The organism is Gilliamella sp. B2772, from assembly GCF_026536985.1.
Lineage (GTDB): Bacteria > Pseudomonadota > Gammaproteobacteria > Enterobacterales > Orbaceae > Gilliamella > Gilliamella apicola_E.
The window spans coordinates 1-20,131 of sequence record NZ_JAFNNB010000006.1 but is presented as its reverse complement, the minus strand read 5'-3'; the positions used below and the strand labels follow the sequence as shown (position 1 = coordinate 20,131).

Below are 20,131 nucleotides of genomic sequence, written 5' to 3'. Positions count from 1 at the left end.
AACTATCATACTCGTTACCGATTAATAAGCAAAGCAATCAATTGTTAACTCATTCATTTTGGGTGATTAACCTAAATCACCTAAACGAACTTGAAGGGCGGTTATGGCTGTTAGTGCAGCTGTTTCAGTTCGTAAAACTCGTGGACCGAGTAAAATATCTGTAAACTGATATTGATGCGTCATCTGAATTTCTTCGTTAGATAGCCCACCTTCTGGTCCAATTAATAAACTAATGTTTTTATCCTCAGACGACAGTTGATTTATGCCTTTTTCTGCTTTTGGATGTAAGTTGAGTTTTAAGCTATCAGTTAAACTTGCACACCAATTTTCTAATTTCATTACCGAGTTTACGGTAGGGATGATGTTACGCCCACATTGTTCACAGGCAGAAATAACAATTTTTTGCCATTGTTGAACCTTCTTTTCAAGCCTTTCTTGATCAAGCTTTACGCCACAGCGTTCAGAAAGTAGTGGGGTAATGGTACTCACGCCTAATTCAACTGATTTTTGAATAGTAAACTCCATTTTATCACCACGAGAAATAACTTGGCCTAAATGAATGTTTAAAGGTGATTCTCGATCATCAAAAACAGTCGTTGCTGTTTTTACAACAACGTTTTTTTTGTTTACTTCATGGATCACTGCTGGCGTAATTTGGTTAGAGCCGTCAAACAACGTCACTGATTCGCCAGGCTTCATTCTTAATACACGGATCAGGTGATTAAAAGCATTATCGTCCAAGGTAATTAAGCTATTTTGGGTGATGGTGTAGGGTTGAAAAATTCGAGTCATATCATCTTTTATTCACTATTATTTGAAATAAATTATAGCGTAATTTAATAAGATTCGGTAATCTCTATTTTAAACAATATCAATGCTTGGAATTGAATATGACATTAACGATTAAAGATAGAGTATTAATTGAATCTCTAACAGTTTATACCACAATTGGTGTTTATGATTGGGAAAAAAACATCAAACAGAAGCTAGTCCTTGATTTAGAAATGGCTTGGGATAATAAGCCAGCAGGAAAAAGTGATAATGTAGAATTTTGTTTAGACTATTTCGTTGTTTCACAATCAATAACATCATTTATTGAAGCAAATAAATTTGAGCTTATTGAAACGGTAGCTGAACGTGTTGCACAGTTAGTTATTGAACAATTTTCAGTTCAATGGTTAAAAATCAAAGTTTCAAAACCAGATGCGATTGCTAATGCAGGCAATGTTGCTGTGATTATTGAACGTAGTATTAATTAACTCAACAAATTAATGAATAAAAAAAACGAAACGCTAGATAAAGCCCTTAATGAGCGAAGTGATAATTTACATCATAGAGCTTTTAAAAATAGTGAGCCTTTTTCAATTAAATTGACTGACGCGCTACGTTGGCGCCTTAAACGTAAAGTCTTACCACCCAAAGCGGGATATCAAGTATTTAACCAAACTTGGTGTAGCTCAATTGATTTAAATTTAGAAGGTGATAGAGTCTGGTGGATAGGGCATTCAACTACGTTAATAAGACTTAATAATAAATGGATATTAACCGATCCGGTTTTTTCCAACCGAGTCTCGCCGTTCCAATTTATTGGCCCCAAACGACGAACTAAACCCGCTATTACTATCGATAAATTACCAACGATTGATGTAGTTTTGATATCGCATAGCCATTATGACCATCTTGATTTTAATAGTATAAGGCAACTGGTAAAACGTTTTCCACAAATGACTATTTTAGTTCCCCTAGGGCTCAAAACCAAACTATTAAAATGGGGAGCGAAGCAAGTTATTGAGTTGGACTGGTGGCAATCTTCTAATATTGGTGGAATAACGTTTACTGCGACACCAGCAAAGCATTGGAGTAATCGTGGTGCTTTTGATGTCAACAAATCATTATGGTGTGGTTGGATAATGCAGAATGATGACTCGCCGTTATCAAAAAATATCTACTTTATGGGGGATACCGGCTATTCAACCAGTTTAAAGAAAATTGGCGAAAGGTTTAAGCAAATCGATCTAGCCTTAATCCCCATCGGCGCATATGCACCGCGTTGGTTTATGCAATCACAGCACATCGACCCTCAACAAGCATTGCAACTGTATGATGAATTAAATTGCCAATCAGCGATCGCCATTCATTGGGGAGCTTTTGAATTAGCTGATGAATCGTTAGATGAACCACCGTTTTTATTAAATTCTTTGAAGAAAGGTCGTGCTTTTCACGTAATAAAAATAGGTGATAGCTTTGCTATCAATCAGTTTAATAATGCATTAGAATAATGAATAAATTATAGGATAACTAAATATTTGCGAGGGGATATGATGAAACCAGTAATTATCGCACTAACTTGCCTTACACTAAGTTTAAGTTTAAGTTTAAGTTTAACAGCTTGTGGTGGTAAAAATGATGAAGGCAAACAGTACCATTGGTCAAAAGCTCACGGTGTGCTTGAAGATTGCCGAGGGGTGATGAATAAATCAGAACAATGCCAAAAAAATTCAAACAATCAACAGTACTTATTCCAAATAGATAGGTATTAATATGAGCGCTTGGCTTGTTTATGCTTTGCTATCGGCAATTACCGCTGCCTGTGTTGCAATTTTAGGTAAAATTGGTTTACAACACCTTGATGCCAATACTGCAACAGCAATACGGGCTATTGTTATGGCGATTTTTTTAGTTGGCGTGGTTGCCGTGCAAGGAAAGCTAAATCTAATTAACACGTTCTTTAACGATAAGAAAGCATTACTTATTATCGCATTGAGTGGAGTCGCTGGGGCATTATCTTGGTTATTCTACTTCATGGCAATTAAAGAAGGTAAAGTCTCGCAAGTTGCCCCGATTGATAAACTTAGCGTTGTTTTTGCCGTAATTTTTGCTGTTATTATCTTTGGCGAAAAAATTTCATTTCTTTCAGCCATTGGTGTTGCCATGATTGCTGCAGGTGCTGTTTTAGTTGCGCTATTTTAATAAATTATTAAACAGCTCAACTGTCACATATTCACCTTTAGCAACATTGCCTCTTTCTTGCTCAAGGATGATAAAGCAGTTGGCATGATTAAACGACTGAGTTAGATGTGAGCCTTGTTGACCAGTTGAAGCAACTTCTAATTCACCTTCAGAATTAACTTGCAACACACCGCGTTGAAAATCTAATCGGCCAACACTTTTTTTAAGATTCGTTGCTGCTTTAACTTTAAATGACAGATTGTTAGAGGTTAAATGCTCTCCTGACAGTGCTAAAATCAAAGGCTGAACTAACTGATAGAAAGTGACCAATGTCGAAACTGGATTGCCGGGTAATCCACAAAACAACGCATCACCTATCTTTCCAAAAGCAAACGGCTTACCGGGTTTTATAGCAATTTTCCAGAAATTAATTTTACCCAGTGTTTCTAAAGCTGTTTTTGTATAATCTGCATCACCAACAGAAACGCCTCCGCTTGTAATCACTAAATCAGCAAGTTTAGACGCTGTTTCAAGTGATTGCTTAATTCGGTTCGGATCATCGGCAATAATACCTAAATCGATAATTTGGCAATTTAATTTAGATAATAATAATTTTAGCGTAAATCGATTACTATCATAAATTGCACTTTTGTTTGTTAGTGGATCACCAATATCGGTTAATTCATTTCCGGTTGAAAAGATAGCGACTTTTATTTTTTTATAGACGACTAATTCAGTTATACCAAGCGTGGCTAAACTTGATAGTGTTGGAATGGTTAAACGTGTACCTTTAGTCACCACCACCGAATCTTGTTTAACATCTTCGCCGATACAACGAATATTGCTACCTAATTTAATATCACCTAAAAAATTAATACCTGACTCTGTTTGCTCTGTCTCTTCTTGCATCACCACGGCATTAGCTTGTTCAGGAACAGGCGCGCCAGTCATAATGCGTAAGCAACTCCCTGAAGGCCAATTCAGATTTGAAGTATCATCTCCAGCAAAAATTGTACCGGCTAAAGGTAATAATTTCGATTGATTGATATCAGCTAACCTTACCGCATAACCATCCATAGCCGAATTGTTAAAACTTGGTACATTAATTGGCGAAATAACCGGTTCGGCATTAACACAATCTAAGGCGTCAAATAATGCAACTTTTTCACTTGAAAGTTGATTGTATAATGATGATGCTTCAAGTATATTTTTTTTAGCTTGCTCAAAGGTTAATAACATAAATGAAGCTCCTTATAATTGATTATCCATTCAGGGAAGAGTGATATTGGCGAGTTATTAATTTTACAAAATTGAAATAAATAGGGTGCGGTATTAAACTGCACCCATTAAACGTTGATTATACATTGAATAAGAAATTCATAATATCGCCATCTTGCACGACATAATCTTTTCCTTCTGAACGCATTTTTCCTGCTTCTTTAGCACCTTGTTCACCACCATATTTGATAAAATCTTCAAAGGCAATGGTTTGTGCACGGATAAAACCTTTTTCAAAATCGGTATGAATTTTCCCTGCTGCTTGAGGTGCAGTATCACCAACCGAGATAGTCCAAGCACGAACTTCCTTAACGCCAGCAGTAAAATAAGTTTGTAAGTTAAGTAAACTATAACCCGCGCGGATAACTCTATTTAGACCCGGTTCGGTTAAACCAAGATCTTGCATAAATTCATCACGATCAGCATCATCAAGCTCAGCAAGTTCTGCCTCAATAGCAGCACAAACTGGTACTACGACTGCTTTTTCTTGTTCTGCGATGGCTTTCACTTTATCTAAAAACGGATTGTTTTCAAAACCATCTTCATTGACATTCGCGATGTACATAGTTGGTTTTAACGTTAAGAAACTAAGATATTTAATCGCATCTAGTTCTTCTTTACTTAAATCTAAAAGTAATAATTTTTTACCTTGTTCAAGGTGAGGAAGGCACTTTTCAAGAATCTCAAGTTCATATTTAGCGTCTTTATCACCACCTTTAGCTCGTTTTTGTAAACGGGTAATAGCGCGTTCACAGGCTTCAAGATCGGCTAACGCAAGTTCTGTGTTAATAATTTCGATATCTTCAGCTGGATCGATTTTACCTGCAACATGAACAATGTTTTCGTTTTCAAAACAACGAACAACATGGCCAATTGCTTCGGTTTCACGAATATTAGCTAAGAATTGGTTACCAAGTCCTTCACCTTTAGATGCACCTTTTACTAAACCTGCGATATCAACAAATTCCATGGTCGTTGGTAATGTTCGTTGCGGCTTAACAATTTCCGCTAATTGATCTAAACGCGGATCGGGCATTGGCACTACGCCTGTATTAGGTTCGATAGTACAAAACGGAAAGTTAGCCGCTTCAATCCCAGCTTTAGTTAGTGCATTAAAAAGCGTTGATTTACCCACATTTGGTAGACCGACAATTCCACATTTAAATCCCATATTGTTTATTACCTTGTGTTATAAAAATCTTAAACATTGATTATATACTAAATTGCACTAATTGTGCTAATGTTGATGATATAAGAAGATCGAAATCAACACTTAAAACGATATTATGCTTAATCTCAAAATAGTTTTATTAACAGTATGATTGTTAGCTAATTTTGAAAGGCTAATCCGAGCTGATATAATTGATTTTTTTTCAGTCCATAAATTTCAGCAGTAATCGCAGCGGCTTTTTTTAAAGGTAGCTCATTTAATAACAGTTTTAGTGTATTAATTGCTTTTGCATCAATCACATCATCCGTTTTACTCACACCTTCGGCAATTAAAACGAATTCGCCTTTTTGTCGGTTACTATCTTCTTCTAACCATTCAATCAGATCTTTTATGGAAAAATGGACGATGGTTTCCCATGTTTTAGTCAGCTCTTTAGCTAACACAATCTGTCTATCGCTTCCCCAAATGGTTTGCATATCATGCAAGGTATCTAAAAGTCTATGCGTTGATTCGTAAAAAATCATTGTTCGTGGTTCATCAATTAACGTAGTAAGATAATCTTGTCGTGCTTTTGTTTTAGCCGGTAAAAATCCCTCATAACTAAATCTATCCGAAGGTAATCCAGCCACTGAGAGTGCCGCAATGGCCGCACATGCACCAGGGATGGGTACTACATTAATATTATTTTCACGGCAAGCTTTCACTAAATGATAACCGGGGTCATTAATTAATGGTGTGCCTGCATCAGATATTAACGCTATTGATAATCCTGATTTAAGTTTTTCAATTAATAGTTGTGATTTTTCTTGCTCATTATGATCATGTAAGGCGAACAATTTGGCTTTAATCCCCAAATGTTGCAAAAGCAGTCCACTATGACGGGTATCTTCAGCCGCAATTAAGTCAACTTGCTTAAGTGTATTAATCGCGCGAAGGGTAATATCATCTAAATTACCAATAGGTGTTGCTACAATATATAAAGTCATTATTTTGGGATCACTGTAAATTTTTAAGTCTTAAATATACTATACCAAATTTAATGTACATACTCCTAGTGCCGAAAAAAGTCTTAATCAATAAAACATAGACGGATAATAGGGCATTTATTAAACCAAATTTTAGCAATCATTTTATACTCAATTTGGTGACAGATTTCATCTAAAAATCGCCTAAATAACTTACAATAAGCAACATAAACTGTAAAATTTGCCGAATTTACAGTTTTTAAGCAATAAAAATGCTATTTTAGCTGTGATTTTATTGATTTAGCTTGCTGGTAATTAATATAATAGCTTTTTGTTATAAAAACGATAAAATGTTCGTATTAAAACTATATATATAAATGAAAGGTGTTATTGTGAAAAAAATTCTCACATTAAGTTGTTTAAGTTTGATGATTTCTGCTTGTACGCAGACAAATCCAGCTGATATCGAAGATATATCTGATTCTTCGAGAGCTTCTACCTCCTCGGTTTACACAAAACCGCCTGAAATTATTTCCAAAGGTAATCGAGCGCCATCATCTACATCAACTTATACACCATCGGCGCCAGCATCTCGTAATTCGACTAGCGGTTCAACTAGTCAAGGTGTTGTGACATCTAATGAACGTATTGTCTATAATCGTGATTATAATGATATTCCAAAAGGTGGCTATCAAGGTGATACTTACACCGTCAAACGAGGTGATACACTGTTTTATATTGCTTGGGTAACCGGTAATGATTATCGAGCATTAGCTGCTAAAAATAATATCAAAGAACCTTTTGCTGTTAGTGTAGGTCAAGTGCTTGATGTTAGCGGTGGCACAACGATCGTTGAAACTAAAAAAACCACGTCAACGAATACTCCTGCTCAGACTAGTTCAACAAAACCAGTTGTAACAACAGTAACTACTACAACAACTACTACATCTGGTACTAATAAACCAACCAATACAGTTGAAACTACTGAAACTGTAACTGAACCGGCTTCAACCACATCGCCATCGCCATCTAGCTCAACATCGAATGTTGCCAATATTACATGGCAATGGCCGGCACAAGGTAAGATCATTGAAAAATTTTCTAATGCCACTAAAGGTATAGATATTGCTGGTTCATTAGGCGCTAAAGTCGTTGCAGCAGCGGATGGTCGAGTGGTTTATTCTGGTAATGCATTACCAGGTTATGGTAACTTAATCATTGTAAAACACAATGATGACTATTTAACGGCGTATGCGCATAACCAAACTATTTTGGTTAAAGAACAACAAAATGTTCGAGCAGGTGAACAAATTGCGACAATGGGCGCAACGGGAACTTCATCAGTACGGCTACACTTTGAAATTCGTTATAAAGCGCAATCAGTCGATCCATTAAAATACTTATCTAAATAATAAGTGTTTAAAACGATTAAAACGTTAAAAATGCACTTAATCAAACGTGCATTTTTAACGAAAGTCCAATTCATTTAACCATTTTATTTTACGTAACTAAGGAGTTATATTCATGGCAGTAAAAAAATTAGTTCTTATTCGTCACGGAGAAAGCGTTTGGAATCAAGAAAACCGTTTTTGTGGTTGGACTGATGTTGATTTATCTGACAAAGGTAACAAAGAAGCTGCTGAAGCAGGTAAATTACTAAAACAAGAAGGCTTTACATTTGACTATGCATATACTTCAGTTTTAAAACGCGCAATTCATACATTATGGCACATCCTTGATGAAGTTGATCAAGCATGGTTACCGGTTGAAAAGAACTGGAAATTAAACGAACGTCATTATGGTGCGTTACAAGGTTTAAATAAAGCTGAAACTGCTGCTAAATATGGTGATGATCAAGTTAAATTATGGCGTCGTGGTTTTGCTATCACTCCTCCTGCACTTGAAAAATCAGATGAGCGCTTCCCTGGTCACGATTCACGATATAGCAAATTACCAGAATCAGAATTACCATTAACTGAAAGCCTAGCATTAACAATTAAACGTGTACTTCCTTATTGGGAATCAACTATTGCACCACGTGTTGCAAAAGGTGAACGTGTTATTATTGCAGCTCACGGTAACTCTCTTCGTGCTCTAGTTAAGCATTTAGACAATATCAGTGATGATGACATTATCGATGTTAACATTCCAACTGGCGTACCATTAGTTTATGAATTTGATGACAATATGAAAGTTGTTAAACATTACTACTTAGGTAATGCTGATGAAATCGCAGCTAAACAAGCAGCGGTAGCAAACCAAGGTAAAGCCAAATAATTTATTCATCAAAAAGGTAAGTCGAGAGACTTACCTTTTACTTTTAGTGTTACTGATAATTACTATTTAACTTTTTGAGACGCAAATTTTGTCTAAAATTTACTATATTTATGGCGTAATGAATGCCGGAAAATCCACTGAATTACTACAAATAGATCATAACTATTTAAGTAATAATATGCAGACATTATTACTTAAATCATCGGTCGATACTCGCGACTCCGCAGTTGAGATTGTATCTCGACTTGGATTACGTAAAAAAGCATTACAACTTGATGATAATACTGTTGATGGTATTATTGAACAGATCAAACAAAATAACTATGCGTGTATTTTGATTGATGAAAGTCAATTTTTATCGTCCAATACCATATGGAAGTTGTCAGACGTATGCGATGAGTTTGGTGTTCCAATGATGTTTTTTGGATTAAAGACCGATTATATGGGACATTTGTTTGAAGGTTCGAAAACATTATTAGAAATTGCTGATAATTATAGAGAACTTAAAACCGTATGCTGGTGCGGTAAAAAAGCGACAATGATTCTGTTAGAAGGTGAAAACGGACAAATCGTTAAATTTGGTAATTCAATTCATCTTGGTGATAGTGAATACCATTCAGTTTGTCGAAAACACTGGAAAGCAGGGAAGGTAAGACCCAATTAACGCATATCCTTGCTCATGATGGATATATATTTTAATTATAATTATAAGGAATTAATCTCATGAAAATTAGAAATCTTACGTTAGCTCTAGCGCTTGGAGCAATCTCCTATTCTGCCAATGCTACACATTATATTATTACTGACACCGACATTCAAATTAGAAAAGGTGGCTGGGTAGTATCGAGTGATCAGCATGCAAAAGGTGCACCGAATTTTTATTTAAGAAATACAGTTCTTAGAGGTGGGCTTCAAAATGATGTTGAAGTTTTAACTATTAAAAGTGATGGATTGACTATTAAATTAAGCCCAACTCGTGGTCTAGGTATCCTTTCAGTTGAAGGTGATGGAGTCCGCTTAGGTTGGGATTCCCCAGTTGAAGAAATCGTTCATCCAAATAATATCAACTTAGAAAGCCGTGGTGGTAATGGTTGGTTAGATGGTTTTAATGAAATGATGGTTCGTTGTGGTTTTGAATGGACAGGTCATGCAGTACAAGCTGATGGAATGATGTATACCCTTCATGGACGTGCGCAAAATACACCTGTTTCAAAACTGTTTGTTGATATTGAAGACGAAGCACCATACACCATTACCGTTAGTGGTCTTATCAAAGAAAAAGCTTTCAAAAAAAGCAATTTAGAAACTTGGGTTAGAATTTCTCATGTACCAGGAACTAAAGAATTTACTGTTCACGATACTGTGACTAACCAAGGTGATTACCCGCGTGATTATCAAATTATCTATCACAGCAATTTTGGTACACCAATCCTTGAAGAAGGGGCAAAATTTGTTGCACCTGTTAAAGAAGTTTCACCATTCAATGATTATGCGGCTACCGGCCTTAAAAATTGGCAAACCTATTTAGGACCAACAAAAAACTTTGACGAAATGGTTTATAACATCTTCCCTTATGCGGATTCAAAAAATCAAACTCAAGTGATGTTGGCTAACAAAGCAGGTGATAAAGGGGTTGGTATTTCATTTAATACTAAACAGTTACCAGTGCTTACATTATGGAAAAACACCGATACGCTTAAACAAGGTTACGTGACCGGTATTGAGCCAGGCACAAGCTTTGCCTATCCAGTTACTATTGAACGTGAACAAAAACGTGTTCCTCAATTAGAACCAGGTAAAAGCGCTGACTTTAAGCTAACATATAGCTTATTATCAAATAAAGAAGCTGTAAAAACTTATGGTGACAAAATTAAAACCATCCAAGGTAAACAAACTACAAAAGTAGTTGAACAACCAATGGCTAAAGAATAAGTTATATCAAATTCCACCGCTAACAAAAAGGTTAGCGGTGACTTTCACTCCGCGATTAAACAAATTCCCATACCTTAACGCACTAATCTAAGTTAAAATAAATTCAGAAATTTAACTGTAGGAATCAATATGAGAAGAATGATAGTTGGTATAAGTGGCGCAACAGGCTTTGCTTATGGTATAAAAGCTTTAGAACTCCTAAAACCAATGGACATTCAAACCCATCTTGTCATATCAAAAGCGGCCAAAATAACTGGGAATTACGAACATTCTAAATCCCAGTTAGCACAATTAGAATCTTTAGCCGATATGGTCTATTCGGTTGACAATATTGGCGCTGCAATTGCTAGTGGGTCATATAAAACAATGGGCATGTTAGTTGCACCTTGCTCGATGCGAACACTGGCAGCAATAGCTCATGGTCTATCTGATAATTTATTAACACGCGCTGCTGATGTCGTTTTAAAAGAGCGTCGTCGCTTAGTGTTAATGACACGAGAAGCCCCATTACATCTAGGACACATTAAAAATATGGAAGCGGTGACATTAATGGGGGGAATTATTTTTCCACCTGTTCCTGCGTTATATCAACATATTGAAAGTGTCGATGATATTATCACTCATAGTGTTGCCAGAGCGCTTGATCTGTTTGATATTGATGTACCTAGTTTACCGCGCTGGGGTGAGGATATGAGTCTTAATCAAAAATCTGAATAAAATAATGAAATCATCTGACCATAAAATCGTGCAATTTATTAAACAGCAACATGTGTTAAGTTTGAGCCTAATATTAGCAGAAAACCAACCATGGTCATGCAACGCATTTTATGTATTTGATGAAGTTAATTGGTGCTTATATTTCTTATCAGAATTGAAAACCCAACACGCACAAGCGATGCTAAAAAATCCTAATGTTGCTGGCACGATTAGCATTAGTCCAAAATCGGTTGCTAAAATACAAGGGATACAATTTACAGGCAATGCTCAATTGCTTGCAGAAAATCAAGCAAGTCATGCTTATAAACTTTATTATCATGCCTTTCCTTTTGCCAGAGTGATGAAAGCACCGATTTGGTCTATTCAATTGCAACAAATCAAGATGACAAATAACCTAATGGGTTTTGCGCATAAAACCCATTGGCAACGTAATGAAGACCTTTAAAAGCAGACTTAGCGTTTGAAAATAAACATCATCCAGCGAATGATATTAACATCGAATTATTTTGGGGGGATTCCTTCTTCGAATTCAGGATAACCATCACAAATAATATCCCAATTCGCTTTTGAACCGGTATAAATATGAATACGCTTTTCCGCATTAATTGGTTCATTAATTAGGCCAATACGTAATCGATAACTACCATTATCACGACTAGAAAAAAGGTGTGAACCACATTGACCACAAAAATGGCGATTAACGCCTGAGCATGAAAAAATTTTTATCTTTTCTTCGCCCTTAATAAAAGTTAAATCTTCCTTGTTAATGGCTGTTGCAGCATTAAAAGCTGAACCTGTTTGTTTGCGACAACGCGAGCAATGACAATACACAATTGTTTTAATCTCATTATTTAGTTGATAGACAACCTCGCCACATAAACAACTTCCTGTCATCATAATTTATTTACCTTTTTTATTTATCATTTGTTAACACATTATAAAGACAGATAAAAATAAGTTACAAGTAATTTAAAAAATAGATAAAAAAAGTTGAGGAGCGGGGTTTTTGAGGAGAAAAAGGCACCAATAATTAGTGCCTATAATCGAATATCTTTTTATATAAGAGAAAAACGGTCAGCATTTTTCAATAAAATAGCGCATTATGCGATTATCGGTCGTTAGTTCGGGATGGAATGAGCAGACTAAAATATTATTCTGCTCTGCCATTACGCAATGATTATCAATAAAAGCAAGTTGTGTGACTTGCTTGCCCGCCCTAGCAATATAGGGTGCTCGGATAAAAACGGCTGGAACTTGTTGGCCAATAGGTGCAATATCTAACATCGTCTCAAAGCTAGCAATTTGCCGACCAAATCCATTACGTTCAACCACAATATCCATCAAACCCAGTTGTTCAACTTCGCTATGGCTTGTTTCATTACCGCAAAGCACCAAACCCGCGCAGGTACCAAAAATCCCTTTACCTTGCTTGGCAAACTCTTGGATTGGTTCAAATAAGCCATTTTGCCGAATTAAACGACTTATTGCAGTTGATTCACCACCCGGAATAATTAAACCATCAACTTGACGCAATTCCTCGGCCTTTTTTACTGCAATTGGGATGACTAAATCAATAGTTGCAAGCATATTTAAATGTTCAGTCACTGCGCCTTGTAAATTAAGCACACCAATGGTTTTACTTGCTTTTGAGCTCATTACCAACCTCGCTCCTGCATTCTTTCAGATTCGCTTAATTTACTGATTTCGATACCTTTCATCGCTTCACCTAATCCTTTTGAAAGTTCAGCTAATCTTGGATAATCGTCAAAATATGTTGTTGCTTGAACGATTGCTTTAGCAAATTTTTCCGGATTTTGCGATTTAAAAATACCTGAACCAACAAACACACCATCGGCACCAAGTTGCATCATCAATGCAGCATCAGCAGGCGTAGCAATGCCACCAGCAGCAAAATTAACAACCGGTAGTTTACCCAGTTGTTTGATTTGTAATATCAACTCATAAGGTGCACCAATCTCTTTAGCAAATGTCATCAACTCATCTTTTGATTTACCAACAACTAAACGAATTTGTTCATTTACTCGGCGCATATGCCTTACTGCTTCTACAATATTACCTGTTCCTGGTTCACCTTTGGTGCGTAGCATCGAAGCTCCTTCACCAATTCGACGCAGTGCTTCGCCTAAGTCACGACAACCACAAACAAAAGGTACGGTAAATTCATCTTTCAATAAATGATATTGTTCATCCGCTGGTGTCAGCACTTCGCTTTCATCAATATAATCTACGCCCATGGACTCCAAAATGCGTGCCTCAACGATATGACCGATTCGCGCTTTTGCCATAACAGGTATGGTAACTGCTTTCATCACTTCTTCAACGATTGTTGGATCAGCCATTCGTGCTACGCCTCCAGCAGCGCGTATATCAGAGGGAACACGTTCTAAAGCCATTACAGCCACTGCACCTGCTTGCTCAGCAATTTTTGCTTGTTCGGCATTAACTACATCCATAATCACACCGCCTTTTTGCATCTGTGCCATGCCACGTTTTACTGTTTGTGTACCTGTTTTCATGATTACTCCTAATTAAATAAAGTATTATTCAAAATAAAATTGCTTCAATAAACAGCCAATTGGACTATAATTAACCCATCCAATTATGCATAAATCAAAAAACTGATAGACGATGTGGAATAAACAAAAATTAGCGGCTTTTGACGGAGCACTATTTAAAAAAGTGATCCAGTTGATTGAAATCTACATTGAACAAGGGGTATTAATAGCGGGTGAGAGATTACCATCAGAGCGAGAGTTAGCTAAAAATCTGCACGTTAACCGCTCAACTATTGTCCATGCGCTAGATATCTTAACTGAACGAAATATATTGGTTCGTAAGCAGGGTAGTGGAACCTTTATTAATGATCAAAAATGGGGGCTTCAAGCTTACTCCACCATTAACTGGCGACTGCCAGCCCATTTCTATCAAAATCGCAAAAGCGTATATCAACAAAAAGTATTTCAGACTCGTCAGCAAATGGCGAACATCTGTGATTTGGCTAATGGCGATTTACCAACTCATATGATGCCCAAATTAATGTTACCCAATATCACCTCTCATGAAATGGTTGCTTATGAAAAGCAAAGCGACACGTTGCAATTGGGTCTACCTACACTCAAAGTGCAGATCGCCAATTATATGTTGAACCAATTTGGTATGATGGTTGATACCGATCAAATTTTAATAACCTCAGGAACGCAGCAATCCCTCTTTTTAATTACTCAAGGATTATTAAAACCTGGCGATGCAATAGGCATTGAATCACCTTCATATTTCTATTCATTACCACTATTTCAAGCAGCAGGCTTGCGGTTATATGGTATTGAGTGTGATGCTGAAGGGATAACCTTAGAGAGTTTACAAAAAGTCAGTTTAGAACGGCAAATTAAATGGTTATTTCTAAATCCAATATTTCAAAATCCAACGGGATGTGTGATGAGTAATCATCGAAAAAAACAGATATTGGCATTTTGTCGAAAGCAGTGTATTGGTATTGTTGAGGATGATGCTTATAGTGGGTTAACTTTTGATCAAAAGAGTCAAATCGACCCGATAAAAAAATATGATACCAGTAATCAAGTTATCTATTTAGGATCATTATCCAAATATATTGGTCGCAACATACGTATTGGTTGGATGATTGCACCGAAAGAAATTATCGAAAAACTAGCCAATATAAGGCATCACATTGACTCAGGATTAAGTATATTACCGCAACTTTTAGCTGAAGAATATTTGACTCATCACTACCAATCCCATCAAGAATGGTTACGCCAGCAATTAAAACAAAAGGCTAACCAACTAATAGATTGGCTTGATGACTATTTTAAAGGTGACATCAATTACCAGATACCCACAGGCGGTTTTCATCTATATGCCCATTTGCCCGTTAGCAGTCAGGCACAAGAGTTGGCTATTTTAAATCAATTACTAGCAAAGCATATAATAGTGTCACAAGGCACTGACTTTGGGGATCGAGTTGGCGCTATACGTTTAAGTTATGGTCATTTTGCAAAAGATTTGATGAGATAAAGCGAACTAAGTTTTTATTGATTGTTCTAACAGGTATTTGGCGTTAATAAATAGATCATAACTGCCTAGACAAACAAGGTAGGGTTAATCGGTAAACTTCAAATCTCATTATTGGATTGAATCTCAGCTAAATAATCACAAAACTATCAAAAAATCGCGGTTTTTATGCCTTATTAGCTATATTATATGATATAACAATTTGCGTTTGATATAAGGCATTCGTAGCAATAACATTTATTATTAAAAACCATATCCGATTACTTAAAATAGATTCACATAAAAAATCTTATCATTTTATTTACAAAATATTATCTGAAACCACGGTACACCAATATTTAACTCACTTGCTATATATGTTAGATTATTTGCTCCTTTCATATATAAGCAGGTAGGCTGATTTTGAATCTTTCTCCAAAAGCTTTTCACTATTTGGGTGTTATCGCAACACTTGCATCATTAGGAATGTACGTATCGTATATCCCACAAATTATCGACAATCTTCATGGATTTAAAGCTAATCCAACTCAACCTTTAGCGGCAGCAATTAACTGCTCATTATGGGTCTGTTATGGCTTATTACGACAAAAAAAGGATTGGCCAATTGCAATAGCTAATTTTCCAGGAGTATTGTTTGGTTTAACCGCGTTTATTACTGCTTTATAAATTCTTGCTTTAACTCCCTTATATTTTCTTTATACAGCATAATATATGCTGTATTTTTTTATAATCACAATTTTTGTGAAATAGGCTAGATAATTGTTACTCAAAAATTGAGAAATCAGAGAAGATTAAAAATTAAACTTGCATATAACTTATTAATTATTATATTGTTATTGAGTTATCAACAGGTTTGTTAAATACTTATCAAATAATAAAGTGAATAATTTAATCGATTAATCTAATTTATCGATTTACTATTGTTATCTAATAGTGATTAGACTATAGTAAAAGTCAGCCTATTTTTTAGGCTGGATTCATCTTCAAAATCTATCAGAATGTTATTTATACAAAGATTAACTAAATTTGATGATTAACAAATGAGTTTTATAAAATAAGGAAATCACCATGGCTGATATTAATCTTTCCGATGATTTGATAAAAGATTTTATCTACTCAATGTACCGTAAAGAGGTATTATTAAATTTAAAAGGTGTGGTTTTGACTGAAGAAGATCGCAAACAACTCCACGCAAAAAGAGACTTTGTAAATCAATTATCTGAAGCCGAATTATCCGATATTCGCTCATGGGTTCTAGATAAATTAAAATTACTCGAAAACCAACACCAAGAGCAGAATTAACTAAAAAATCTATACTAAGCTAGCTTTTTCAAATCTATTGATAAAATTTATTTGCAGCGTTATTCAAAACGATATGGACAGTTTAAACAATCGTTTTATAATGCATCAGTTACTCGATAATCTTAAGGAAAGATCATGAAAAAGTTAGCAGTAGTGTTATTATTAGGTCTCCCAGTTATTGCATCTGCGTCCAATTGTGACGAAATTAGTGCAAATATCGCCGAAAAAATTAAAAATAACGGTGTTAATGAAAATAGCTTCCAATTAAAACTTGTTCCTCAAGATGAACAAAATATTGAAGGTAAAATCGTTGGATCATGTGATCGAGGTAAACAAAGCATTGTTTATATTCGTACACCATCATCAAAATCAGTTAAAGATGAGCCTGAAACACCTGTTGAAATCACACCACAACCCGTCGAGTGCTACAGCCCTAGTAACGCTCCAGTTCAAACGCCAGCTTCGGCACCAGTAGAAAAAGTTCAAACTCCAGAGCCGACTTCTACAGAATCTCAGGAAACTGAACAAAAAGCAGAATAAACAGAAATTTAAGTAACCATTTTATAAATTTTATAATTTGTTTAACCGGGGTGCTATAGGCTGAGATTATACCCGTTGAACCTGATTCGGTTAATACCGACGAAGGGAGTTTAAAACACGTCTATTATAGAAATCTGTTTAACTCCTTATAGCGAATTTGTCAAAAAGGAGTCATTATGCCATCATTTAACTCACTGATTGAATCAAGCGAGTGGAAACACTATATTCAACATGATTTTGTTCAACAATTAGGAAAAGGCACATTAGACTTAACCTGTTTTCAATACTACCTGAAACAAGATTATCTTTTTTTAATCAACTTTTCCCGAGCTTGGGGACTTGCAGTATATAAAAGTCACGACATTGCTCAAATTCGTCAATCATTAGAGAGTTTAAAAATCATTGTTGAAGTTGAACTCGATCTGCATATTGAATATTGCAAAAAATGGCACATATCTGAATATGAACTAAGCACATTAAAGGAAGCCAAAGCCAATAGCGATTATACACGTTATGTGCTTGATATAGGATTACACGGCGATATATTAGATATACACATAGCGATGGCGCCCTGTTTAATTGGGTATGGCATGATTGCCAATTGGATTCAAGGTTGGGACGAAAACAACCCATATCGCTCTTGGATTGAGATGTATGCCAGTAAGGAGTTCCAACAAGCAGTACAAAAAGAAATTGCTTGGATAGAACAACAATTACTTAATATTAGTGAAAACCGATTTAAACAATTAAGCCAAATATTTAAGCAAGCGACGCAATTGGAAATAAATTTTTGGCAAATGGCATTGGATAAAAGTGACTAGTAAACAGCATGTTTTACCAGTTTAGATAAAACATGCTGAGCATGAATTATAAAAGTTGTTGATAGTTTTGCTTGGTTACATCATCCCAAACACTTGCTTGGACTTGCCCAATATGATGTTGTTGTAAAAGCAACATAGTTAGTCGAGATTGTCCAATCCCGCCACCAATTGTCTGTAAAAAATCACCATTAGCTAATGCCTTATGCCAAGCATATTGCAGACGATCTTCATTATTGGTTAATTTTAATTGGCGCTTTAACGTCTCAGGATCGACGCGAATACCCATTGACGAAATTTCAAAACCACTATTTAAAACTGGATTCCAAACTAAAATATCACCATTTAATCCTTTAGAACCCATCTCATTATCGCTACTCCAATCATCATAATCAGGGGCGCGCGCATCGTGTTTTTCTTTATTTGACAAATCACCACCAATACCGATTAAAAATACTGCGCCTAACTCCTTAGTAATCGCATTTTCGCGCTCTTTTGGTGACAAATTAGGATAACGTTTTAATAACTGTTCACTATCCATAAAAGTGATCGACTCTGGTAAAAAACAAGAAAGATGATATTTTTCTGAAACCACTTTTTCTGTAGCCTTAATAGCACTATAAATCTTCTCTACCGTCTGTTTTAAATAAGCAAGATTGCGATCTTCAGGACGAATCACTTTTTCCCAATCCCATTGATCGACATAAACAGAGTGAATAGGGGAGAGCTTATCTTCATCAGGGCGAAGCGCTTTCATATTGGTATAAATACCTTCACCAACTGGAAAATTATGTTGGCTCAATATTTTGCGTTTCCATTTAGCGAGTGAATGAACCACTTCAAATTGTGCATCAGGAATACTCTTAATATTAACCTGTACCGCCTTCTCAGTCCCAGATAAATTATCCTGAACACCATCACCAATTTGACTTAAAAGTGGGGCTTGAACTTCAATTAGTGATAAATTATTAGCTAATTGCTCAGCAAAAAATTGTTTAACAAAATTGATCCGTTGTTGCTGCTCTTTAAATGATATCGTCATGTCTCATCTCAAAAAGTGAATGGGTTTGTGACGATAAATTAAACTAGAAAACAGAAATATGCAAGTTAGAACATATTCGGACTTTTTATAAAGCGCTAAGCACTATAATCAAATTCACGGATTTCCGATGCGGGCAAGGACTGCATCACACATTAAACGTAAAAAATGAAATTAAATTACCCAATAATACAATATATTAGGTAATTATGCTTCATCATATAGGTAAAAGATAATTGAGTTAATTATTGATTAAAATAGGTGGAAATAATATGGGTTAAATTTGGCTTTTGCCATTTTGCGATGAACACAAAATTAGGTACTATAAATGGATACCTTTTGTTTCCAGCCATAGTAAATTCAAATTTACTGGTAATCCAGCCTTTTTTGAACTTGAAATTTGAAATTGACGTCATTGGTATTCGAATAACATCATTCGTTAAATCTGCACCGAGAGTTAAGCCAATTAAAATAATTTCATCGGAATTAAAATAAATAAGGTAGTGTTTAATATCAAAAGCGGCTGCGCCCTGAAAAAGTGCAAATCTCCAAAGTTTTGGGTGGATAGAACCATAAATTATTGAAGAGCTATTAAAATCGGGTAATTCAAGTTTTTCAAATAAGGCTTTTATTTTTTCTAGTTTTAACCCATCATTCATGTTAATACTCCCTTGCGTTGAAAATTTACTCTTAATTAACACATTGTTTTTATTAGAAATCGAAGATTGTAAGAAGTTGAGGGGATTGATTATAAAACTAACAAAAACTAATTAAAATAGAAATGTAGTAAGAGATCATAACTATCATATAGAAAAAATTCAGACTTACGAATGGATGAAATATGATCAAATAAGTTATTGCATAAAATCCTTTCGTAAAGGGAGAGGATATGTATTTAAAAATTAAATAGTCGAAGAAATCATAATAAGCGATTAAGCGGCTTAGCGACGTTTGAATTACCCACGGGTTTATTTTTGAGGTTTCTATCGCAAAAAAAGTTGAGGAGCGGGGTTTTTGATCTTCTAAATTCCACTTCAGAACTATTTAATGATCAACATCATTAATTCTAAATGCTAAGATAAAATTTTTCAGG

The 20,131-nt window shown here is 35.5% G+C and carries 24 protein-coding genes and 1 riboswitch; of the genes, 15 read left to right on the top strand and 9 right to left on the bottom strand.

The features are described from left to right. Positions 1 to 66: 66 nt before the first annotated feature. On the bottom strand, positions 67 to 792 hold the full coding sequence (gene rsmE, locus J3T98_RS10630) for a 16S rRNA (uracil(1498)-N(3))-methyltransferase (protein WP_267362818.1): 726 nt from the start codon (positions 790 to 792) through the stop codon (positions 67 to 69). Positions 793 to 890: 98 nt separating this feature from the next. On the opposite strand from rsmE, the gene folB reads away from it, so the two are divergent. From folB to J3T98_RS10610, 4 genes are read left to right on the top strand one after another with little or no spacing between them, the layout of a single operon-like run. Then, positions 891 to 1,259: a dihydroneopterin aldolase gene (gene folB, locus J3T98_RS10625; RefSeq protein WP_065562642.1), complete on the top strand. Its 369-nt coding sequence runs from the start codon at positions 891 to 893 to the stop codon at positions 1,257 to 1,259. Positions 1,260 to 1,271: 12 nt separating this feature from the next. Further along, complete coding sequence (locus tag J3T98_RS10620) at positions 1,272 to 2,279, top strand: MBL fold metallo-hydrolase (protein ID WP_065562641.1); 1,008 nt, start codon at positions 1,272 to 1,274, stop codon at positions 2,277 to 2,279. Positions 2,280 to 2,321: 42 nt separating this feature from the next. Next, positions 2,322 to 2,540: a hypothetical protein gene (locus J3T98_RS10615; protein ID WP_267362817.1), complete on the top strand. Its 219-nt coding sequence runs from the start codon at positions 2,322 to 2,324 to the stop codon at positions 2,538 to 2,540. 1 nt (position 2,541) lies between these two features. Beyond that, complete coding sequence (locus J3T98_RS10610; RefSeq protein ID WP_065562639.1) at positions 2,542 to 2,970, top strand: EamA family transporter; 429 nt, start codon at positions 2,542 to 2,544, stop codon at positions 2,968 to 2,970. On the opposite strand, the gene moeA is transcribed toward J3T98_RS10610, so the two are convergent. The 3 genes from moeA to rsmI all read right to left on the bottom strand — a co-directional run bounded on the left by moeA (position 2,962) and on the right by rsmI (position 6,384). Continuing rightward, positions 2,962 to 4,188 (bottom strand): molybdopterin molybdotransferase MoeA, encoded by a 1,227-nt coding sequence (moeA, locus tag J3T98_RS10605; protein ID WP_267362816.1) that lies wholly within the window; start codon positions 4,186 to 4,188, stop codon positions 2,962 to 2,964. The two genes, J3T98_RS10610 and moeA, sit on opposite strands and share 9 nt — an antisense overlap. Positions 4,189 to 4,306: 118 nt before the next feature. After that, on the bottom strand, positions 4,307 to 5,398 hold the full coding sequence (ychF, locus tag J3T98_RS10600; protein WP_220225946.1) for a redox-regulated ATPase YchF: 1,092 nt from the start codon (positions 5,396 to 5,398) through the stop codon (positions 4,307 to 4,309). A 158-nt stretch (positions 5,399 to 5,556) separates the two neighbouring features. Further along, the gene (gene rsmI / locus J3T98_RS10595; protein ID WP_267362815.1) at positions 5,557 to 6,384 is read right to left on the bottom strand and encodes a 16S rRNA (cytidine(1402)-2'-O)-methyltransferase; all 828 of its coding nucleotides are present in this window, start codon (positions 6,382 to 6,384) and stop codon (positions 5,557 to 5,559) included. A 371-nt stretch (positions 6,385 to 6,755) separates the two neighbouring features. Between rsmI and nlpD the strand changes: the two genes are divergently transcribed. The 6 genes from nlpD to J3T98_RS10565 all read left to right on the top strand — a co-directional run bounded on the left by nlpD (position 6,756) and on the right by J3T98_RS10565 (position 11,734). Further along, positions 6,756 to 7,775 (top strand): murein hydrolase activator NlpD, encoded by a 1,020-nt coding sequence (gene nlpD, locus J3T98_RS10590; protein ID WP_267362814.1) that lies wholly within the window; start codon positions 6,756 to 6,758, stop codon positions 7,773 to 7,775. 112 nt (positions 7,776 to 7,887) lie between these two features. Beyond that, entirely contained in the window at positions 7,888 to 8,640 is a 753-nt protein-coding gene (gene gpmA, locus J3T98_RS10585; RefSeq protein WP_065562634.1) for a 2,3-diphosphoglycerate-dependent phosphoglycerate mutase, read from the top strand. An 88-nt stretch (positions 8,641 to 8,728) separates the two neighbouring features. Continuing rightward, a complete protein-coding gene (locus J3T98_RS10580; RefSeq protein WP_065562633.1) occupies positions 8,729 to 9,304 on the top strand; it encodes a thymidine kinase in 576 nt (191 codons plus the stop codon). Between the two features lie 59 nt (positions 9,305 to 9,363). Beyond that, complete coding sequence (locus J3T98_RS10575) at positions 9,364 to 10,572, top strand: aldose 1-epimerase family protein (RefSeq protein ID WP_065562632.1); 1,209 nt, start codon at positions 9,364 to 9,366, stop codon at positions 10,570 to 10,572. Between the two features lie 129 nt (positions 10,573 to 10,701). Beyond that, entirely contained in the window at positions 10,702 to 11,289 is a 588-nt protein-coding gene (locus J3T98_RS10570; RefSeq protein ID WP_220225950.1) for a UbiX family flavin prenyltransferase, read from the top strand. Positions 11,290 to 11,293: 4 nt separating this feature from the next. Next, positions 11,294 to 11,734, top strand: a complete 441-nt coding sequence (locus tag J3T98_RS10565) for a pyridoxamine 5'-phosphate oxidase family protein (RefSeq protein ID WP_267358139.1) — start codon at positions 11,294 to 11,296, stop codon at positions 11,732 to 11,734. 56 nt (positions 11,735 to 11,790) lie between these two features. Here the strand turns inward: J3T98_RS10565 and J3T98_RS10560 are convergent, their stop codons facing one another. The 3 genes from J3T98_RS10560 to pdxS all read right to left on the bottom strand — a co-directional run bounded on the left by J3T98_RS10560 (position 11,791) and on the right by pdxS (position 13,829). Further along, a complete protein-coding gene (locus tag J3T98_RS10560) occupies positions 11,791 to 12,186 on the bottom strand; it encodes a GFA family protein (protein WP_267358140.1) in 396 nt (131 codons plus the stop codon). Between the two features lie 177 nt (positions 12,187 to 12,363). Continuing rightward, complete coding sequence (gene pdxT, locus J3T98_RS10555) at positions 12,364 to 12,945, bottom strand: pyridoxal 5'-phosphate synthase glutaminase subunit PdxT (protein ID WP_267362813.1); 582 nt, start codon at positions 12,943 to 12,945, stop codon at positions 12,364 to 12,366. Beyond that, on the bottom strand, positions 12,945 to 13,829 hold the full coding sequence (gene pdxS / locus J3T98_RS10550) for a pyridoxal 5'-phosphate synthase lyase subunit PdxS (RefSeq protein ID WP_176713947.1): 885 nt from the start codon (positions 13,827 to 13,829) through the stop codon (positions 12,945 to 12,947). Before pdxS ends, pdxT begins: the two co-directional genes overlap by 1 nt. A gap of 109 nt (positions 13,830 to 13,938) precedes the next feature. Here pdxS and J3T98_RS10545 point away from each other — a divergent pair, with 109 nt between their 5' ends. The 5 genes from J3T98_RS10545 to tenA all read left to right on the top strand — a co-directional run bounded on the left by J3T98_RS10545 (position 13,939) and on the right by tenA (position 18,002). Then, positions 13,939 to 15,342: a PLP-dependent aminotransferase family protein gene (locus J3T98_RS10545; protein WP_267362812.1), complete on the top strand. Its 1,404-nt coding sequence runs from the start codon at positions 13,939 to 13,941 to the stop codon at positions 15,340 to 15,342. A 399-nt stretch (positions 15,343 to 15,741) separates the two neighbouring features. Further along, positions 15,742 to 16,005 carry a SemiSWEET family transporter gene (locus J3T98_RS10540; protein ID WP_081299490.1) on the top strand — a complete coding sequence of 88 codons (264 nt, stop codon included), beginning with the start codon at positions 15,742 to 15,744 and terminating at the stop codon, positions 16,003 to 16,005. A gap of 402 nt (positions 16,006 to 16,407) precedes the next feature. Then, entirely contained in the window at positions 16,408 to 16,641 is a 234-nt protein-coding gene (locus tag J3T98_RS10535) for a hypothetical protein (protein WP_065562626.1), read from the top strand. A 135-nt stretch (positions 16,642 to 16,776) separates the two neighbouring features. Next, entirely contained in the window at positions 16,777 to 17,181 is a 405-nt protein-coding gene (locus tag J3T98_RS10530; RefSeq protein WP_065562625.1) for a DUF1161 domain-containing protein, read from the top strand. A gap of 36 nt (positions 17,182 to 17,217) precedes the next feature. Continuing rightward, positions 17,218 to 17,306: riboswitch (TPP riboswitch) on the top strand. Positions 17,307 to 17,357: 51 nt separating this feature from the next. Further along, a complete protein-coding gene (tenA, locus tag J3T98_RS10525) occupies positions 17,358 to 18,002 on the top strand; it encodes a thiaminase II (RefSeq protein ID WP_267362811.1) in 645 nt (214 codons plus the stop codon). Positions 18,003 to 18,048: 46 nt separating this feature from the next. Here the strand turns inward: tenA and asnA are convergent, their stop codons facing one another. Then, entirely contained in the window at positions 18,049 to 19,041 is a 993-nt protein-coding gene (gene asnA, locus J3T98_RS10520) for an aspartate--ammonia ligase (protein ID WP_267362810.1), read from the bottom strand. A gap of 242 nt (positions 19,042 to 19,283) precedes the next feature. Further along, positions 19,284 to 19,697, bottom strand: coding sequence for a hypothetical protein (locus J3T98_RS10515; RefSeq protein ID WP_267362809.1), 414 nt, complete (start codon positions 19,695 to 19,697; stop codon positions 19,284 to 19,286). Between the last annotated feature and the right edge of the window lie 434 nt (positions 19,698 to 20,131).